An 18473-nucleotide genomic window follows, 5' to 3' on the forward strand; every position below is an offset into this window, starting at 1 on the left:
CGATTAGGGAGCTTCGGCTCCCTTTTTAGTGCCTGCTAATTTCCTTTCGCTCAGTTTATCTTGCAGTATCGCGAAATGCTTGGCATCTTGCCTTGGTAGCGCTTTAGCGTACAACCAGCCTTGCACCGTATCTATCCCTGCCGAACGGACAAAAATCTCCTCCTCTATAGTCTCAACCCCCTCTGCAACCAAATGAAACCCTAGGCTTTTGCACAGCATACAGGTATGCCGGTATAAGATACGCCCCTTCTCGTGCTTAATATTTTCTAAGATGCTTCGGTCTAGCTTGATACCATCAATTTTGATTTTACTCAGTAAGCTAATACTGGAGTAACCAGTCCCGAAATCATCAATCACAAACGAGAAGCCATAGGCCCTTAGATTTACCATGCTCTGTTCGACACTCTGCAGATCGGAGATAAAAGCAGACTCCAACAGCTCGATATCGATACTCTGCGCATAGTCAGCCAGACATTCTACCAGCAAGTCTTGGGTGGCTTTATCCACCACACTATTTGGGTTGAGGTTAAGACTAACTCTGGGATGAAACGCTTCAGCTGCCCATTGGCGCATATCTTTCGCCAAGCGGTTAATCACAAAACTGTCGATTAAATTACCGTAACCGGCTTGATCGAAGTCTGGGATAAAATAGGGCCCAACCACCTCCCCTGACCTGTTCTTCAATCGTAATAATGCTTCATAGCTCACCACACAGCGGCTGACTAATGACACCTTAGGCTGATAGTAGAGCAGTAGTTCACCATTGAGCACCTCTTTAATGGTTTTCTCTAAGGCGACGTTAGTTTGTAAATCTTCGCTCTGACGCAGGGTATAGTTTCGCTCGGCAATTTTGTCGATATCAATTTGCAACTGAATACGTTTAATAAGGTCCTTATCAAAATTATCACCTTTGCCCTGCAAGCTGTAATGGCGCACAAACGGCAGGTAGATGGCCACACCAACGGCGATAAGCAGTAGCTGTAATAGCGGAATGGCCATACTGCCGCCAGCCACAAACCCATTTAACAATATAGGCATTATCCAGGGAAACTCATTGCCACTAAACGTTATCCACCCCGCACTCACAAGCAGATAGCCCACTAACGTGTTAACGACAGGCACAATAATGAAAGGCAATATAAGCCGCAAATTAAAGATAATAGGCAAGCCATAAATCAAAATCTCATTGATATTAAACAGCACAAACGGCAGTGATAGTTTAGCGACGTTAAGCATATTTCTATCTTTTGAGGCGATAAAAATAGCGATGAGCAATGAGTGCGTTGCACCACTACCACCAAGTAACACAAACAGATCGGTAAATTGCGACAGCGTTAAGTTAGGGGCGATTTGCTGTAACCCATTATCGATACCAAGCACCAACATATACGCAATATCGCCATGCACTCCAAAGCACCACAGCACATGGGTAGAGATCACCCTGACAATTAGCTGACTAAATAAACCGCTGCTTTCAAGCCCTAGCTTAAAAGACTCAAACAGCTGACCCAGTAAGAAGCTACTGGCATACATCACCATGGTCACCGCAATAAAGCAGGTGATCAAAGGAAACAGTAGGTTGAGATGCAATTTAAGATAGCTACTTAGCTGAGTGCTTTTAAGAAAGTTAATCGCCTTAATCCCCATGAAGAATCGCAACAGATAAGCCACTAAAATCGGCAAGATGATCGCCCTTGCATCACCAAATAGAAACGAAAAACCTTGGGTCATTGCCATCTGTTGGTGGGAGTCAATATGTAAGGCGATTAGTGAACCAATGGAAACCGAGGCCACCGCCACCGCTGAAAGCTCAAGGTATTTAGAAAAGTGAAATGACAGTGACAATAACGCCATCAGCGGAAAGAAGTTAAATAGAATTTGGCCAAACTGACTTAACCATAAGTAGCCATTACTCTGCTGCCAAGTGGGTTGCCACACATCAACAATGGCTAGCACCAGTGCCAGCAATGAATTGACGACAATAAAAGGAAGCAATGCAATAAAAGATTCTTTTATTGCTATGAGAAAGGCGCGCTCTAAGGTATTTCGTGCTGCAAACATATCGTCCGAAATTGTAGTGCGGTATCTAATTAACTTAGTCCAATAACGGCAAAACAGAAACTAACCTAAAGGAATTGGTGTGCCAACATGCCACTTAGGCCAATGGCGAGCAACAAAACACGATTGATTGGCTGAGTTAGGTAAGCAAAAAAAGGGGGACCTTTAAAAGGTCCCCAAAATACTTCTATCTCAGTGGGCTACTAGCAGGGGTGAGCCCACCTTAAGAGAACTATTATTATCTAGATCATATATCTAAGTATGACCTAGTGTCCGCCTCCCATGTGGACTTTATCAACACCGTATGTTTTACCTTCGGCGTGACACGTTGCACAAGATTCTACTGGTAGGTCAGCTGTTGTAGCAGGTGAACCTTCAACATAAGAACCATTGCTTTCAAAGTGCGCAAGCGCTGAACCTTGAATGTGGCAAGAGCGGCAAGATTCTGCGATAGGTGAGATATACTCTGTCGCACTCACCTTAATTGCACGTTTGCCAGAAGTTAATCCACCATCAGCGGCAAACAATTTAGCACCTTCTTTGTGACAAGCTTGGCAGTCTGTTGCAAGCGCTGGGTAGCCAACAGTTTCCATATTCTTATCAAAGTAGATTCCGCCGCCATCCCACGAACCACTGTGGAAACGGTGAGCTACAGTAACAAGATCACGGTTACTAAAGGTTAGACCTGGTACATTGGCAAAGATTGGATCGCCATCGGCATCAACTTCACCTGTATCGTAAGCAACATCACCATGGAAAGATCCGTACCACGTATTATTATGGCAATCCATACATTGGGTGAACTCAGTCGCGCCGTGAGTCCCTTTCACATGTGTTAGGTTACCATGGCAAGTATTACACTGAGCTTCGCTCACTGTGACACGGTCAGGATCGTCCATACGAGCAATCACTGTTGCAGCAGTCGGGTCTGACAAATTGAAGTACTTGATTGGCGCGCTATTGGCTACACCAAGCTGCTCAATGTCACCATCTGTATTTGTGGTACATTTAACAACCATATCGCCTTCTGCACAGACTTGAACTTCAGCCGTCACGTAGATAGGACCCATTAAACGCGTTGCATCAAAATCTTTAGCAACAGTCAATACACCGCCAGACAAACTCACGACATCACTGATCACTGACATACCTAAACCACGAGTCGGTGTTCCATCGGCGTCAAGATTACCAATTAGCAATCCACGACGAGTACTGGTCATGTATTCACTAAAGTCAGTACCATCAGCCACTGCTGCGCCATTAAGTGTCACGTTAGCCATAACGGTCAAAGTCGATACTGCAGGGTCAGCCGTTGCTGTAACCACGGCAGAGGTAAAGTCGAAGGCAAATGCATCAGAGACCTTATCACGACCACCCACATTATGAGCAACCATTGGGCTCAAACTTCCTGCACCATGACAACCAGAACAGGCCGCATCGCTACCAGGAATGATACCGCGGTGATTCTCACCCGTGGCTAAGTCAACATTCATATGACAAGAGAGACAAGCTTCTACATAGATGTTGTCGTTCCACTGCGTACCGTTATCATGACAAGTGGTACATTCACTTAGCTCAGCAGGGAAGTGAACCCCAGCAAACTCATCTAATGCATCACCCACTAACAAGCCATCTTCAGCAAGTACGCCACCAGCATGGATGGTATGGATCATTGCATTCCAGTTAGCATTAAAGCCTTTTTCTGGATCATCCTGTCCACCAGCGTAAGCTGGGTTATGACAAGTAATACAGTTTTCAACTTTCTGATAGTTATGGTGTGCGCCGATATTTGCGATACGCATATCGCCTTCACCGTAACCCGTTAGCTCACTGTGACACTGAATACAGGCCGCATTTGATACTGAGTCTTTGGTAGAAACGGCAAGCTCACCGGTTGCAGGAGTGAAATCAAGAGGAGTCGATAGTAACTTGTCACCAATACCAACACCCGTAGCATCAGTTATGTTATACGTACGAACCATGACTCTGAATAAGCTGTTTGGATCGCCGTCGGCACTGACAACAGGCGCATTACCATCATGTTCCCAAGAGCCCATATAAGTCCCTGGGTTTTCTGCGTCTTCAACTAAGGTACACGCGTCAACTTCTGCTCCACCGCGCGCTGTGGCTTTACCTGTTGGGGTACAGTACATGCTAGAGCCAAACTCATTGACTAATGCATTGTTAGACCACAACATTGGCGCGCCAGTATCTGTGTCGTTTGCAACCAGATTGGTGACATACAACGCCACTTTATCAAGGCCTGTAAATGGAACATCATCTCCTTTGCTATTTTTACCAGTTGCAGTGAACTTAATAGTGAAGTCATCAGCTCCAACTACTACGATATCTGCAGGTTGTAGGGTTAACATAAAGTCCGCTGCGGTGGTGACGGTATCAACAGTTGCACCCGCAGGTGCTCCTGGAGTACCAGGCGTTCCGGGTGTACCTGGGGTTCCAGGTGCACCGTCTTTACCATCTTCGCCATCACTACCACATGCGCTCAAACCCATGGCACAAACCAGTGCCATGGCTAATAAGGATCTATTATTTTTTTTCATCGCCATATCCCTTTCTTGGTATTTCTGCTATTGCAGTACACCAAATATAAGAGAGATACGCTTAAATGTTATAAATTTGATTCCAACTTGTGACAGCAATTTAAAGATTCATTAACAGAAATTTCAAGATGTGAAATAGTGAATTTCAATAATTGAAATCAACTTTTTGATACTAGCTGCTTGATTAACTGAATAAATAATGATCTTTGATCGTTGGAATAGCGGCGGTAGCCTTCGGGAGCTTCAATCAGTAAGTACTGTGGGGCCATGCTTTCACCGTGTAATCGCGCCACTTCAGCGTCGCTTAGCGGCATGACTTTAATACCGGGTAAAGAGCCACAAATAGCCGCCTCTGAGCAGCTGAGAAAGGCCAACGAGTGCATGGTGAGGATATTGCTGTACCACTCATCTCTTGATCCCACACGCTCAATATTTTTTATCTCTATACCTGATTGACGAGCGAACACCTCTAACGGGTCAAGCTTATCATTGAAGCCTTTACTGTTGAGACATAAAAATGGGTATTTGCAGACCTCTTCGAGTGTCACGCCATCGGGTACTAACCAGATATCGTGCTCCTCGTTTGCTGCAATGCAGATGTGCGACAAGCTGGCAACGGGTTCACTGCACAACACGTGGTCGTCACAGGGATCAAATGCGACCCCCAAATCAACCTCTCCATTATGAATCAAATCAGCAGAATCGCTGTCCCATAAGATGAACTGCACGCGACCAATATTTGTGCGCTCGTTACTGCGTGCATAAGTTAGAGAGAGGCTAGCCATAATGCTTGGGGTTACGGCAATTTTAAGGCTATCGCGCGTATGTTCTAAGCCTTTATCTGCCATCGACTGCTCTATCTTTAAGACTGAGTCGCAAAATTGACAAATGGGTTCAAACAGAGATTCTGCTAGAGGAGTGGGTTTCAGCCCTAATTGGCGCCGGTAAAACAGTTCATCATTAAATGTCGCTCTTAACATGTTCAAGCAACGACTAATTTTAGGCGCAGAGACATTAAGTTGCTTCGCCGCAATATTTGCATGGCCCGTTTGAAAAATGACCTTAAAAACCATCAAGCAAAAAACATCGAGTTCACGGATCTTCTTTAATGTCTGACTGGTCATAAGGGCCCAAGTTAATTTGAATTATCTAATAGATATAACACAATTTTTACAAGGTAATAAATAGCCCTTACTCATACAATGATTAAGCTCTCACAAAAAACTGTGTTTTAAAAATAATCCTGTTCTGCTTTAGTAAGTGGTCGACTCTGCCCTGGCTTTAGGTTTTCATCTAACACGATATTGCCCACAGCAATGCGATGCAGTGCCATGACTTGATTTCTAAAGCGGCCAAACATTCGTTTTATTTGATGATATTTGCCCTCGTAGAGCGTCACCAATGCCCGGTTTGGCCCTAAGATCTGCAACTCGGCGGGCAGAGTGGTAATATCCTCATACTCAAAGTAAAAACCTTTAGTAAATGCCTCAATATAAGCGGGCGTCAGGGGATGTTTTAGAGTAACCAGATACTGCTTAGGGATCTTTTGTGTCGGTGACATCAATTGCCGAGACCAATGACCATCATTGGTCAGCAACACCAGTCCGGAGGTGTTGAGATCTAAGCGTCCAACAATATGCAGATCTTGAGGTGAGTTAGCCGGAAGTAGCTCCATAACCGTGGTGTGCTGCTCATCTTTGGTCGCACACACTACACCAATCGGCTTGTGCAGCATGATGTAGTGAGCACTGCGCTGTTGCAGCGTGATATCATCAACCACCACATGGGAAAATTGATCCACAATTTGATCCATATCGCGGGCGATAATACCATCGACTCGCACGCGCCCCGCAGCAAGCATGGGCCGTATCTGTTTTTTGGGTATCTGCAGCTTGCCACTAATAAAGCGGTCTAACCGAAAACGCTTAGATTCCATCGGTTAACCAGATTAACATGGCACCACCTTATAGGCACAGCGGCGTGCACCTTCAATAATATGCTCCTCTCTGGACACCACAGCCATGCCTTTAAATAAGTGTTGAAAAAGTTGTAACTCTGAGCGACAAAACCCCGCACATACTGTGGCAGCAGCACAAATCGGACAGTGATTTTCTAATAACCAAAAGCTATTTTCATCGATCTCTACCGTCGCTAAATAGCCCTCTTGAGTGCGTAATTGTGCCAATGCATCAAGCTTATCTCGAATCGTTTCATGGCCATCCAGCGCTTGATGATAGAGCTGTTGACTGGCTGCCTCCCTGTGACTAATCAGTTTGTCCAATCCGCCATCACCAAATACGACTCTCACCGACTCAATCAGTTGACTGGTCAGTTCATCATGGCGATCCGGAAACAGTGGGTGGCTTTTTTCGGTCAGCGCCCAATAACGTGTTGGACGCCCGCGGCTCGCCTTTCTATCTTCGACAGACAACAGGCCATCATCTTCCAATGCTTGAAGATGCTGGCGCACCCCCATTGTGGTTAAGCTAAAACATTGTGCCAGCACCTTGGCTGTTGTTGGGCCATTGATCTTTAGATAGTCGACAATTTTCTCACTGGTTTTTTTTGACACCTAATACTCCGCACAGGCTTGTTCATGGTGACATTATTACCGATCCAGTAATTAAGTAAACTTTTTTATTTACTTTACTCTTTACAAACTTAAGTAAAGCATTTACCTTACAAACATTAAATAAACAAAAAGGTTTACTTTATGAAGTTGCTTATCATCAGTGCCAGTCAGAGAACCGCATCACAAAGTGCTAAAGTAGCACAGTATATTGCCCGCCAAGACCACGGCTTCACGTCAGTGTCTCACTTTGAACTGTGTCGATTTAACCTGCCTTTTTGGGATGGTGATAGTGGAACTAAATCACTTAATGGCAGTGGCTTTGAGACACTCAACCAGCAAATTAAGCACGCTGACGCCCTCGTCCTTATCACACCAGAATGGGGCGGAATGGCCTCTCCGCTATTGAAGAACTTTCTTTTAATGATTGATGGACAAAACACGGCACATAAGCCTGCATTACTTGTCGCGGTATCGAGTGGAATAAGCGGCGCCTACCCCATTGCCGAGCTGAAAATGAATGCGCTAAAGAACAATAAAATCGTCCCTATTCCTGATCACCTCATCATACGGAATGTGCAGCAAGTATTAGACAGTGATCTGCCAGTCAACCCGCGCGATGAAGACCTAAGATCACGCATAGATTACAGCCTCTATATGCTCCACCAATACAGCGGTGCACTGCTATCCATTAGAGATGCACATCAAAATCGCGCTTATCCCAAGCAGCAAGAATACGCTTATGGTATGTAACACCACCACATATAAACAATAAAATAAGGAGTTAAACCATGATTCACCTAGAGCACATCAACCTAGTCGTGACCGATATTGACCATACACTAAGCTTTTATCGCGCCGCGTTTCCCCACTGGCATATTAGAGGGGGTGGGCAAGGGAATTGGTACGGCAAACCTCGAAGCTGGGTTCATTTTGGCGATGACTATCAATACCTTGCCTTCAATGATGATGGAGAAGGAGAAAATAGAGACTTAACCGGCCACCAAGTTGGCTTAGCGCACTTTGCTTTTGTCACCGACAACATTGAGGCTGTAATCCAACGTTTAGCGGATGAAGGCTTTACTGTCGATAAAGATGGGGCAGTCAATCTACATCGACGCAATGTCTATTTTATTGACCCCAACGGCTATGAGGTAGAGTTTGTTCAATATTTAAGTGATCTGCCAGCGCAGCGCAATCACTACGAAGCCGCCTAGCAGAAGCCTTGCCAAGATTGTTTGGTTAACTCAACCCAAGAGTTACAGCCATACAATCAAGGCAAAGAGGATTAAATAAAAGAAAAACCCACTTAGGTAAACGCTATAAAAGTCATTTTTGGCTAAACGCTTTTCATGATGGAACATTGCTGGCCAATAGAGTGGTTTTTGTATCCGACCAAATGAGAATACCGCAAGCACTACTGCGCCCGTGGTATAGAGCACAAATGAGAGCAATAACTCCCAAAAGAACCAGATAAAGAGTTCAGTAACAAAGCCTGCAACCATAAACATCTTCCTTTCATTAAACCTTTGTGAATCTATCGCCTTATTGCCAGCCGCTGCACCTAATGACCTGCCATTTTATAGAGAAAAAACACAAATCCAGCGGCTAAAATCACACCGATAATGACCATTATGGTCAGTGTCTTAGAACGCCTCATGGATTGAAACAGCGCAAAGTGGGTATCCATTTCAACAATATCCATCCAGCTAAATTTCTCGTGTTTTACACTCGACTTAGCTTTGGTTTGCTGGGCTTTATTGGCTTGATTAACAGTCATCGGCTTTCCTTAGCGAGTAGTGTTGATAGAATAAGTTGAACAGTGATTAGCCAGCACTCTAACCAGGCTAATTGTAAGAGTCATGTTAATGATTGTTAACGCTGCGTTCATCTGCCACCATTTCTACCAATCAGCAAAAGGAAAGGTTGAAGAAAAGTTAGGCAGAGGTGGCCACAAAGAAAACTTAAGCTAAACCTTGCTTGGGTAAGCGGTTGTTTAAGGGTTGTTTAAGGCTTCTGGTTTTATATAGAAATGAATCTCAAACTGAGTATCGTCGGTTAACGGTGCGATACTGTGCCAATATTCAGGATGAGAGATCGCGGTTTCAGAGGCTTTTAATCTTACCTCTCGCTCAACATCGCCTTCCTTGTCTTTGTAGCCGTAAAACATCAGTTCACCACGAATAACATGGATCTGCTCGTATACCCCGCGACGAGTAAAGTGACGCTCACGATAGATAGCTGGGATAGAGTTAACGGCAAATACTTGCGTCTTTTGGCACTTTACATATCCCTTTGGTACAAATGACATCACAAGCTCCCTGGCGATCTAACAGATTTAACATTTCAAACTTTAAAGCTAGTATAAATTTGCACAAAATTCTATTGTCATTACACTAAGGACAATTTTTCAAATGAGTGACTTTAATGGACACTTCTTTTCGCTATACCACACAATTTATTCTCGACAAGTCCTACTATAGTGAATGTTTCGATGAATCAGTTCCCTCTAATCCGTCGAAAAAAGTGTATGCCAAGGCCATCATCTTTATTGTTATCGGCACAGCGCTGCTGCTGACCGGTGCGAATAACTACGCATCTTGGTTTATTATCGGTTTAGGTTTTCTCGAAGGCCTGAGTATCAAATTCAAACGCCCATGGTGGCTACTGCGCCAGATGTGGAGTAAAGCGGCAGGTAATGAAGTGGACCTAACCATAGACGAGCTGGGAATAACCACAAAATCACTTTATGTTGACACTCAGGTGTTGTGGGATGAAATGGACCAGATAAAAGAGACCGAACAAGGGTTTCTTATCACTAAAGCACGCAGCCAAAGCTACATCTCCAAGCGCTACCTCGACCAACCCGCTTGCGAGTTTATCCGTAACATACAGGGATCGCAGCAAAACTAATAATAGGTAAATTCGCTGGTGAAACCATATGTTCGCCAGCGATATGTGGCTAATTTACCATCAGTTAAACAGCGACAAGCATAATCTGCTTAATGCCTTGCAACATAAATGCGACAATCGCAACCATTCTAGTCAATACAGATAAATGATGCGCCACCGCGTATCGTTTGGGGTCTCTATGCATAACAATAAACTCTCGCTCATCGGGATGATCGTCAGCGCAAGCCTTTTGCTCTCTGCCTGTCAAACCACCAATCCTTACACCAATGAAAGCCAAAATGCTAAAGCAACCAATGGCGCGATTATTGGTGCTATTGCAGGCGCAGCAATTGGAGTGGCCTCCTCCAGCAAAAGCGATCGCGGTAAGGGCGCCTTGATCGGTGCGGCCTCGGGAGCGGCAGTTGGCGGTGGTATTGGCTACTATATGGACGTGCAAGAAGCAGAGTTGCGTAAGCAGCTGCAATCAACAGGCGTAAGTGTGACCCGTAGCGGCGATGATATCATTCTCAATATGCCTAATGAGATCACTTTTGGTGTCGATCAATCACATCTCAGTGACCGTGCTAAGCAAGTACTTAACAGTGTTGCCTTAGTGGGTAAAGAGTATGATGAAACCAAACTCAATATCATGGGCTTTACTGATAGCTCTGGCAGCGAATCTTACAACCTTCGCCTATCTCAAGTGCGCGCAAGCGAAGTGGCAAATTACCTAGCGTCACAACAGATTGCTAACCAACGCATCGCCTCTCATGGCATGGGCGAGTCTCGTCCTATTGCCAGTAACGACACTAAAGCGGGTCGTGCTCAAAACCGCCGTGTTGAGATCATCTTAAGCCCTATCGCCAAAAACTAGGGCCATGATTCATAAAAAAAGGCTGCATTGAGCAGCCTTTTTTATAGAACTAATTTCAGTGACTCACGACTTATTAATCAGCGTTTAAGCTCACCGATAGGCAAAATGGTGCGCCCAAACTCATTATTAATCACTTGCGCCATTGCAAAGTAAATGGCACTCGCCCCACAAATAATGCCTTCAAAGCCTGCAATAGTGCCGATCAATTCACTACCAGTAAAATCTCTTGCCGCTAATAGGAAAAACAACAGGGTCAATGACGCAAACACAAATTGCTTAGCACGAGGATAGCGCAAAGACCCAACAAACATGAATGCGGTAAAGGTTCCCCACAGTGCCAAATACCAGCCCATAAAGTGACTAGGGCTAGCAGCGATCCCTGCATTAGGCATTAATATAAGCCCAACTAACGTCAGCCAAAAAAGCCCGTAAGAGGTAAATGCAGTTGTGCCAAAAGTATCGCCACGCATGAAACACATAATACCCACAATCACTTGACCTATACCGCCATAAAAAATCCCCATGGCTAGAATCATCGCATCAATCGGAAAATATCCCGCATTGTGGATATTAAGTAAAATAGTGGTCATGCCAAAACCCATAAGCCCTAACGGCGCTGGGTTAGCCAATTTTGTAGACATCAAGTTCCCCTAGTGGAAATATCAAGCGAAAGTCGTGTAGCCAAAAGGGCTGCACTCAGCAAGCGGCGGATTCTAGAGCAAGGCTAACAAGCAGGCAATATGCGTAGCAGCAATCTAAGTCGAAACGAAAATACCTATTTAATACAGATAGTTAGATAGATATTGAGGAGGTGTAGCAAAATAAAGAATCAAATTTTGTAAAATATCTGTTTAAATTCAGCAAGATAGTTTTAAAGGCGCACCAAAAGGTGGCCACATCACAAAAACAAGGCGAAACGAGACGCAAACCACAATAGCCGTTAGGTCACAGGCTTAATAACAGCAAAGGATAATTCAGCAAGCACCATTATTGCGAGCGACATCTACTAACGCCACATAAGTGAGAGCCACCCCTCACTTTATAACGCCCGCAAAGAAACCCTAGCTAGACCTGATCTAGATCAGTTATCCAAGTGGACTAATGCGTGCCATTAAATAGGCATCAACATAGACACCGTTTCTAAAGGCATACTGTTTAGCCGTGCCCTCAATGACAAAGCCATGGCGCTCATACAGCGCGATACCAGCGACATTATCGGTATAAACTTCAAGCTCTATGCGAGTGACTGCAAGCCAGTTTTGCGCCAAGTCGATAATCGCTTTAAGCAACTGACTGCCAATACCTTTACCTCGGGTTAATTCGCACACTGCCATGCCAATATTGGCAACATGCTTGCGCCTTGGGCGACTAAAAACCTCCATGCCGATTTGACCAACAAGCCTTCCCTCTAGCTCAGCCACTAAGCTGTAACTATTTTCCGGCAGACTTTCCAAACGTTTCTGCCAGCTATCTAGTGAGGGAAATGGGTGCTGCAACGTGCCAGCATAACAACTGGGCTGGGCATACAACTGGCAAATAGCCTGAATATCATTCGCGCCACTATGACGAACGGTTAACCCAGCAGGCTCACTAGATTGACAATGTAATTGGGACACAAACCACCTATATCGATCATAACTTCAAACTTCTATCTTAATGTGCTTAATATCAATTGCTATCCCTTAAGTACAATAAAGTGTCACTATCGCAAGAACCTAGCACGTCTCGATATCATGGGATGTAGCCAGAAAGCGCTGCTTATCATGACCCATAGCAATTAATCGAGGAGCAGCCTGTTGCGCGGCGCTGAAATCGGTTTTATCCTGCCAGCCAAACCACTGCTGCTGGATTAACGCTTGAGCAACAGGTCCCCCTAAGGTGTTACCCGGACCCAGAACAATTATTTTATCTGGAGCAAACTCTTTGACAGCAACTGCGATCGCCTTGGAAAAGTCATAAGGTTCAATCACTTGCTTACCTAAGGTATAATCATATAATGCGGTCGTATCCGTACTATATGGCGACCAGATTTTCCCTTGTCCATCAACCAAAGAAACCCTTGGTGCGTTAAACAGTGACTCAGGCAACGCCGCTCGCCCTTTATCCGAAATATCACTGAGCAGTGGCGAATGAAAAGCACCGTGATTATACAAGCGCATCGGGTATTTATCGTCAATCCGCGGCAGCAACGTTTCAGCCAGCGTCATCCCAGCCTCATTCCCCGCCAGCACACGGTAACCACCGAGATAGATAGAGGTAAACAATTCGCAGCCCGAGGCTTGATTGACTTGATTAATCACGTCATCAACCAAGCGACTGACGGTTAAATCTGTTTGCCAAGCTTCATTCATCTCAGGGTAGATCAACTGCCCACCAATTAGACCGTCACTCATCATTGAGCCCATGGTATTAATCAACTTAATGGCAGCATCGGGCTGCAAGGCTCCAGCCAACGCCAAGGCAATATACCACCCCATGGAGTTACCCGTGACTGCGACAACCTCATATTCTGCGGTATCGATATCCATAAAATCGGCCATCGCACAGGCATAAATCAACGCTGAAGCATTTTCGCCAGGGGTGTGCAGTTTGAAAGAGTACTTCGCCTGTGCGTCGAGTTCAGCAATTCCTCTTTGTCCTATGCCATGCCGATATTGGTCAATCTTATCGATAAACGCCAACTTATCTTGATGATGCCGTTTAAGATAACCAAGCTCATCTTTGTTGTAACACCCCCGACCTGGCGCAACCACCAGTGCTCTGTGCTTTTTGCCTGCACCAGTGCCTTCGGCATTATTTTGACTCATTATGCTTCCTTCGAACGTGGGGAGTTAATCTGTTCATCAATACCCAGCAATGTTAGCGCTGCGGTCACAATGCTTTGCTGGCTGGGCAACGGCAAAGTTGCCGCGTCAGCTAAAGGGATAAAACAATCTTCTGCCGTTAGGCGCGCAAGTTTGGGACATTCATCACCAAGCTGCTCATACAAACAGGTAGTAATAGCCTCACTCACTGAGCCGCTGCGCCGACATTCGTCGACAATTAACACATGCTGACATTGGGCTGCCTGCTGGGCGATGGCCACTTCATTCAATGGCGCGAGATAGCGAAGATCTATCACAGTGCACGCAACACCCAGCGCTGCCAATCTCTTTTCAGCCTGACGACTCAGATAGAACCCATTACCATAGCTGATGATACATAACGACTTGCCCGTCCCATAAATACCTAACTCCCCAAAAGGTAATCGGGTTGCCGTGGCTTGTGGCTGATACGTAGCACTCCACAAGTTGTCACCTGGCTCATGGAGATCTCTAGTCATATATAGTGCTATTGGCTCTAAAAAGATAATGAGTCTTTGCTCCTCATCAGCCATTCGCACGCACTCCCTAAGCATGGCCATCGCATCGGCACCATTAGAGGGGCAAGCTAAAATTAACCCAGGTATATCGCGAAAAACCGCTAAAGAGTTATCATTGTGGAAATGTCCACCGAACCCTTTTTGATAGCCCAGTCCTGCGATACGGATCACCATGGGATTGGTAAACTGCCCATCGGAAAAAAATGGCAAAGTGGCCGCTTCGCCGCGGATCTGATCTTCCGCATTATGCACATAAGCTAAAAACTGGATCTCTGGAATAGGTAGTAAGCCTTTATGCGCCATGCCTATAGCCAAGCCGAGTATCGACGTTTCGTCGAGCAAGGTATTGATCACTCGATTGGGACCAAAACGCTCAACCAAGCGTGAAGTGACATGGTAAACACCGCCTTTTTTGCCAACATCTTCACCGCACACAAGGATATTTTGCTGCCGTGCCATCAATTCAGTCAGTGTAAAGTTGATCAATTTCCCCATGTGCACAGGCTTGCCGATGCTATTCTTATCGGCAATGAAAAGACTGAGATACTGCTCATCACTTAACGGTGTTTTCTCACTGCCTTGTGCCAAGGATGGCGGCACGATTGAACTCATCGCTTTATGCACACAATCAAGCTTTTGCTGGGATACTGCAACCGCAGCAATCGCGGCTATACGTGTTTTTGTGGTTTGATACAGGGCTACTACCTGCTCAGGCGACAACAGCCCAGCAGCAATGACCTGTTTAGCGGTGATAAGTAGTGGGTCTTGGGCCTCGTTATCTAAAATCTGCTGTTTCTTCAGATAGGCTATTTCAGCATCACTGCCGGCATGGCCCATTAAGCGTACTGTACGCACATGCAAAAATACTGGCTTGCGCCGCTGACGCGCATAGTCTGCGGCTTGCTTACTGACACGATAGGTATCGAGAATGTCGCGTCCATCGCAAGCGAAATATTGGATACCAGGACGCGCACTAAAATTGGCAGCTATCCACCCTTTTGGTGTTGCCGTTGAAATGCCGATGCCATTGTCTTCACATACAAACATCAGCGGCAGCGGTACTTGCTGATACGCCGCCCACCCCGCCGCATTAATTGCGGTTTGTGCACTGGCATGGTTAGCGGACGCATCGCCAAAATTGCACATGACTATACCCTGTGGCTGCAGATCACTGTGTAAATCTAAACGCTCAAGCAGAGGAATACTCAGTGCCGCCCCGACCGCTTTAGGCAAGTGTGAGGCAATGGTTGATGTTTGCGGTGGAATATTGAGACGCTTGCTACCTAACACTTTATGACGACCGCCAGAGATTGGGTCGTCGCTTGATGCAGCAAAGGACAACAACATATCCCACAGTTGCATCTCACCAGCGACATGGCGGCCGCGCTCAATCATAAAAGCAGCGCTGCGATAATGTAAAAAAGCCATATCAGTCGGTCGCAGTGCCAAGCCATAAGCGGCATTCCCCTCATGACCCGAGCTACCTATGGTATAGAAGCCTTGATTTCGGGCACGCATCTGCCGTGACTCAAGATCCAACAAACGGCTCTTAATTTGTGATTCAAACAATCCGATAAAATCGGCATCGCTTAAGCCTAAACGACGATGATCCCACCCCTGTTCTATCGATAAAAAGTCTTGATTGATTACCCTGTCGACAAACTGTCGATCGAGGGCGATAGCTCTATCTTCCAATCTACTCTACCCCTGTGTACTGGCAATTATCCCTCCGCAACCCACATCATGAGCGGATAGATAGACATCTGTGTTGAAAAGAAAACGGGCGAATAATCGCCCGTTTTACTGTTTAGCCAAACGCCTGAATGCCAGTTTGTGCTCGGCCAAGGATCAAGGCGTGAATGTCATGGGTGCCTTCATAGGTGTTCACAGCTTCAAGATTCATCACATGGCGAATGACATGGAACTCATCACTAATACCATTGCCACCATGCATATCTCTTGCAACGCGGGCGATATCTAACGCTTTGCCACAGGAGTTTCTTTTAATTAACGAGATGGCTTCGACTGGCAGTGCATCTTGATCCATTAATCGACCCGCTTGCAGGCAACTCAACAATCCCATGGTGATCTCAGTCTGCATATCTGCGAGCTTCTTTTGTATTAACTGAGTCGCCGCCAAAGGTCGATTAAACTGAATCCGGTCTAAACTGTATTGGCGCGCAGCATGCCAACAGAATTCGGCTGCGCCCAGCGCGCCCCAAGCGATGCCATAACGTGCTTTATTGAGACAGCCGAAGGGGCCTTTCAGCCCCTCGACATTAGGCAGCAATGCCTCTTCGCCGACCTCGACATTGTCCATTACAATCTCACCGGTGATAGATGCGCGCAGGGAAAATTTCCCCTCAATTTTAGGGGCTGTTAAGCCTTTCATTCCCTTCTCGAGAATAAAGCCACGGATCACACCATCAAGCTTGGCCCACACAATAAAGACATCGGCGATGGGTGAATTAGTGATCCACATCTTTGCACCATTGATCCGATAACCGCCTTCGGTGCGAACGGCTCGAGTTTTCATACCTCCAGGATCAGAACCGACATCTGGCTCGGTTAAGCCAAAACATCCCACCCACTCGCCGCTTGCGAGTTTGGGTAAATACTTTTGCCGCTGCGCTTCGCTACCATAGCTATAGATAGGGTGCATCACTAAAGAAGACTGCACACTCATGGCACTACGATAGCCGCTGTCGACACGCTCAATCTCTCTGGCCACTAAACCGTAGCTGACATAATTGGCATTCGCGCAGCCATACTCCTCTGGCAGCGTTGCCCCCAACAATCCTAACTCTCCAAGTTCATTCATAATTTCACGATCGAAGGTTTCGTTTCGATTGGCCATCAATACACGACTCATCAACTTTTCCTGAGCGTAATCATGAACCATATCGCGGATCATGCGCTCATCTGAGCTCAGTAACGCATCAAACTGCAGCGGGTCTTGCCAATCAAAATTCACTCGAGCCATGGGACTATTCCTTGCCTGTTAATGATTATCGGGTAGCGTCGATGAATGGTAATTGAGATCCATTTATGACTTATTCATCTCTTGCTAATTTGACTAGCATAGGCATAATTTTGGGTTAGGAAAAATATTCTTTTTATTTATCACTGATAGTTTTTTTCTATATCTTACGTAAGGGTAAAGATGAATCTACGAGCATTGAGTTACTTTGTCGCGGTTTATGAAAAAGGCACCATCAGTGCGGCGGCCAAAAAGTGTTATATCGCGCAGCCCTCTATTTCAGCGGCGATAAGTCAGCTAGAAGCAGAGCTCAATACCCAGTTATTCCAGCGCCACGGCAAAGGGGTCACGCCCACAGAATCTGGCGTACGTCTTTATCCTTTAGCGCAAAAACTACTGAATGAATCCAAAGCGATAAAAGCCTTGTTTAGTGAACCTCAAGCGCGTACGCCATTTAAACTCGGGTTAATCAACTCTTTGGGGGTACAGCGTATGAGCATGCTGTTGAGGGATTTTAGCCATGCATGCCTTGATATGGAGCTAACACTGGTTGAAGCCAATGAGAGCTGTGATGGGCGAATTATCACCACTAGCCAGCTCAAGTCTGATGAAGCCTTTCACCCCATTTGGCATGATGACTACTTATTGGCAATCCCGCCCTCATTTAGTATCAGTCTAAAAAAATCACTCCAATTGCGAGATCTTCATGGGCAAGCTTTTATCCATAGAGCCCCTTGCGAAGCCCTTGCCGATCTGCAACAGTTGATGGATCTAGAGGGGATCAAACTGGAAGTCAGAGCCCGCATTCAAACCGTTGAATATTCTGTTGGCCTAGTCAGTGCTGGAGTTGGGATGGCTCTTGTACCTGCGCTTCCTGCTTTACTGGCACAGAAAAATATCGTTTTTAAACCGATACAAGATATTCAGTTGCAGCGAACCGTTGGCCTCGCGCTCCCCAGAGAGCGGCCATTAAACGAACAACAACGTCAGCTACAACAAGTTTGTAAACTTTATAGCTAACTAGAGTTAACATTTAACAAGAGAGACCCAACAAACTCGCTAAAACAGGTTTACAGCTCGCCAGCCTCTGTATCATTTTGCATCAAAAGCGACGAAATACCTGCTTAAAAAGTGCTTCAATGGTAACCTGTAATACTAGAGGTTAATTGTTTAATAAG

Annotated in this window: 18 protein-coding genes; 5 read left to right on the forward strand and 13 right to left on the reverse strand. The window is 45.7% G+C overall.

All coding sequences use genetic code 11. The features are described from left to right. Positions 1-3: 3 nt before the first annotated feature. From L876_RS20920 to L876_RS0102525, 5 genes are all read right to left on the reverse strand, one after another. Positions 4-2061 carry an EAL domain-containing protein gene (locus L876_RS20920; protein WP_051412868.1) on the reverse strand — a complete coding sequence of 686 codons (2058 nt, stop codon included), beginning with the start codon at positions 2059-2061 and terminating at the stop codon, positions 4-6. A 263-nt stretch (positions 2062-2324) separates the two neighbouring features. After that, a complete protein-coding gene (locus L876_RS0102510; RefSeq protein WP_028762349.1) occupies positions 2325-4619 on the reverse strand; it encodes an OmcA/MtrC family decaheme c-type cytochrome in 2295 nt (764 codons plus the stop codon). A 158-nt stretch (positions 4620-4777) separates the two neighbouring features. Continuing rightward, positions 4778-5743 (reverse strand): LysR family transcriptional regulator, encoded by a 966-nt coding sequence (locus L876_RS0102515; RefSeq protein WP_028762350.1) that lies wholly within the window; start codon positions 5741-5743, stop codon positions 4778-4780. A 107-nt stretch (positions 5744-5850) separates the two neighbouring features. After that, the gene (locus L876_RS0102520; protein WP_028762351.1) at positions 5851-6555 is read right to left on the reverse strand and encodes a pseudouridine synthase; all 705 of its coding nucleotides are present in this window, start codon (positions 6553-6555) and stop codon (positions 5851-5853) included. Between the two features lie 12 nt (positions 6556-6567). After that, positions 6568-7191: a helix-turn-helix transcriptional regulator gene (locus tag L876_RS0102525; protein WP_028762352.1), complete on the reverse strand. Its 624-nt coding sequence runs from the start codon at positions 7189-7191 to the stop codon at positions 6568-6570. 141 nt (positions 7192-7332) lie between these two features. Here L876_RS0102525 and L876_RS0102530 point away from each other — a divergent pair, with 141 nt between their 5' ends. After that, entirely contained in the window at positions 7333-7941 is a 609-nt protein-coding gene (locus L876_RS0102530) for an NADPH-dependent FMN reductase (protein WP_028762353.1), read from the forward strand. A 38-nt stretch (positions 7942-7979) separates the two neighbouring features. Continuing rightward, positions 7980-8405 (forward strand): VOC family protein, encoded by a 426-nt coding sequence (locus tag L876_RS0102535; protein WP_028762354.1) that lies wholly within the window; start codon positions 7980-7982, stop codon positions 8403-8405. 42 nt (positions 8406-8447) lie between these two features. Here L876_RS0102535 and L876_RS0102540 read toward each other — a convergent pair whose 3' ends face one another. The 3 genes from L876_RS0102540 to L876_RS0102555 form a co-directional block, all read right to left on the reverse strand. Then, complete coding sequence (locus L876_RS0102540; RefSeq protein ID WP_028762355.1) at positions 8448-8693, reverse strand: hypothetical protein; 246 nt, start codon at positions 8691-8693, stop codon at positions 8448-8450. Positions 8694-8752: 59 nt separating this feature from the next. Next, a complete protein-coding gene (locus L876_RS0102545; protein ID WP_028762356.1) occupies positions 8753-8968 on the reverse strand; it encodes a hypothetical protein in 216 nt (71 codons plus the stop codon). A gap of 216 nt (positions 8969-9184) precedes the next feature. Beyond that, on the reverse strand, positions 9185-9499 hold the full coding sequence (locus L876_RS0102555) for a TehB-like domain-containing protein (RefSeq protein WP_028762357.1): 315 nt from the start codon (positions 9497-9499) through the stop codon (positions 9185-9187). A gap of 116 nt (positions 9500-9615) precedes the next feature. Here L876_RS0102555 and L876_RS0102560 point away from each other — a divergent pair, with 116 nt between their 5' ends. Beyond that, positions 9616-10101 (forward strand): YcxB family protein, encoded by a 486-nt coding sequence (locus tag L876_RS0102560; protein ID WP_028762358.1) that lies wholly within the window; start codon positions 9616-9618, stop codon positions 10099-10101. A gap of 178 nt (positions 10102-10279) precedes the next feature. Continuing rightward, positions 10280-10954: a YiaD family glycine zipper/OmpA-like lipoprotein gene (locus L876_RS0102565; RefSeq protein ID WP_373316142.1), complete on the forward strand. Its 675-nt coding sequence runs from the start codon at positions 10280-10282 to the stop codon at positions 10952-10954. A gap of 77 nt (positions 10955-11031) precedes the next feature. Here L876_RS0102565 and L876_RS0102570 read toward each other — a convergent pair whose 3' ends face one another. From L876_RS0102570 to L876_RS0102590, 5 genes are all read right to left on the reverse strand, one after another. Further along, positions 11032-11595, reverse strand: coding sequence for an acetate uptake transporter (locus L876_RS0102570; protein WP_028762360.1), 564 nt, complete (start codon positions 11593-11595; stop codon positions 11032-11034). 444 nt (positions 11596-12039) lie between these two features. Then, entirely contained in the window at positions 12040-12570 is a 531-nt protein-coding gene (locus L876_RS20925) for a GNAT family N-acetyltransferase (RefSeq protein WP_051412870.1), read from the reverse strand. A gap of 99 nt (positions 12571-12669) precedes the next feature. Then, positions 12670-13761 carry an ACP S-malonyltransferase gene (locus L876_RS0102580; RefSeq protein ID WP_028762361.1) on the reverse strand — a complete coding sequence of 364 codons (1092 nt, stop codon included), beginning with the start codon at positions 13759-13761 and terminating at the stop codon, positions 12670-12672. After that, positions 13761-16010 carry a dehydrogenase E1 component subunit alpha/beta gene (locus tag L876_RS0102585; protein ID WP_028762362.1) on the reverse strand — a complete coding sequence of 750 codons (2250 nt, stop codon included), beginning with the start codon at positions 16008-16010 and terminating at the stop codon, positions 13761-13763. Before L876_RS0102585 ends, L876_RS0102580 begins: the two co-directional genes overlap by 1 nt. A 112-nt stretch (positions 16011-16122) precedes the next feature. Next, complete coding sequence (locus L876_RS0102590; protein ID WP_028762363.1) at positions 16123-17298, reverse strand: acyl-CoA dehydrogenase; 1176 nt, start codon at positions 17296-17298, stop codon at positions 16123-16125. Between the two features lie 180 nt (positions 17299-17478). Between L876_RS0102590 and L876_RS0102595 the strand changes: the two genes are divergently transcribed. After that, on the forward strand, positions 17479-18315 hold the full coding sequence (locus L876_RS0102595; protein WP_028762364.1) for a LysR family transcriptional regulator: 837 nt from the start codon (positions 17479-17481) through the stop codon (positions 18313-18315). Positions 18316-18473 lie beyond the last annotated feature (158 nt).

It is taken from the genome of Shewanella colwelliana ATCC 39565 (genome assembly GCF_000518705.1).
Classification (GTDB): Bacteria; Pseudomonadota; Gammaproteobacteria; order Enterobacterales; family Shewanellaceae; genus Shewanella; species Shewanella colwelliana.

What these genes read in the sequence shown, in the direction of transcription:
- L876_RS0102520 (WP_028762351.1), bottom strand. Translation starts at nt 6,555, where the DNA reads ATGGAATCTAAGCGTTTTCGGTTAGACCGCTTTATTAGTGGCAAGCTG.
- L876_RS0102580 (WP_028762361.1), bottom strand. Translation starts at nt 13,761, where the DNA reads ATGAGTCAAAATAATGCCGAAGGCACTGGTGCAGGCAAAAAGCACAGA.
- L876_RS0102540 (WP_028762355.1), bottom strand. Translation starts at nt 8,693, where the DNA reads ATGGTTGCAGGCTTTGTTACTGAACTCTTTATCTGGTTCTTTTGGGAG.
- L876_RS0102595 (WP_028762364.1), top strand. Translation starts at nt 17,479, where the DNA reads ATGAATCTACGAGCATTGAGTTACTTTGTCGCGGTTTATGAAAAAGGC.
- L876_RS0102530 (WP_028762353.1), top strand. Translation starts at nt 7,333, where the DNA reads ATGAAGTTGCTTATCATCAGTGCCAGTCAGAGAACCGCATCACAAAGT.
- L876_RS0102535 (WP_028762354.1), top strand. Translation starts at nt 7,980, where the DNA reads ATGATTCACCTAGAGCACATCAACCTAGTCGTGACCGATATTGACCAT.
- L876_RS0102555 (WP_028762357.1), bottom strand. Translation starts at nt 9,499, where the DNA reads ATGTCATTTGTACCAAAGGGATATGTAAAGTGCCAAAAGACGCAAGTA.
- L876_RS0102565 (WP_373316142.1), top strand. Translation starts at nt 10,280, where the DNA reads ATGCATAACAATAAACTCTCGCTCATCGGGATGATCGTCAGCGCAAGC.
- L876_RS0102560 (WP_028762358.1), top strand. Translation starts at nt 9,616, where the DNA reads ATGGACACTTCTTTTCGCTATACCACACAATTTATTCTCGACAAGTCC.
- L876_RS0102590 (WP_028762363.1), bottom strand. Translation starts at nt 17,298, where the DNA reads ATGGCTCGAGTGAATTTTGATTGGCAAGACCCGCTGCAGTTTGATGCG.
- L876_RS20920 (WP_051412868.1), bottom strand. Translation starts at nt 2,061, where the DNA reads ATGTTTGCAGCACGAAATACCTTAGAGCGCGCCTTTCTCATAGCAATA.
- L876_RS0102510 (WP_028762349.1), bottom strand. Translation starts at nt 4,619, where the DNA reads ATGAAAAAAAATAATAGATCCTTATTAGCCATGGCACTGGTTTGTGCC.
- L876_RS0102515 (WP_028762350.1), bottom strand. Translation starts at nt 5,743, where the DNA reads ATGACCAGTCAGACATTAAAGAAGATCCGTGAACTCGATGTTTTTTGC.
- L876_RS0102570 (WP_028762360.1), bottom strand. Translation starts at nt 11,595, where the DNA reads ATGTCTACAAAATTGGCTAACCCAGCGCCGTTAGGGCTTATGGGTTTT.
- L876_RS0102545 (WP_028762356.1), bottom strand. Translation starts at nt 8,968, where the DNA reads ATGACTGTTAATCAAGCCAATAAAGCCCAGCAAACCAAAGCTAAGTCG.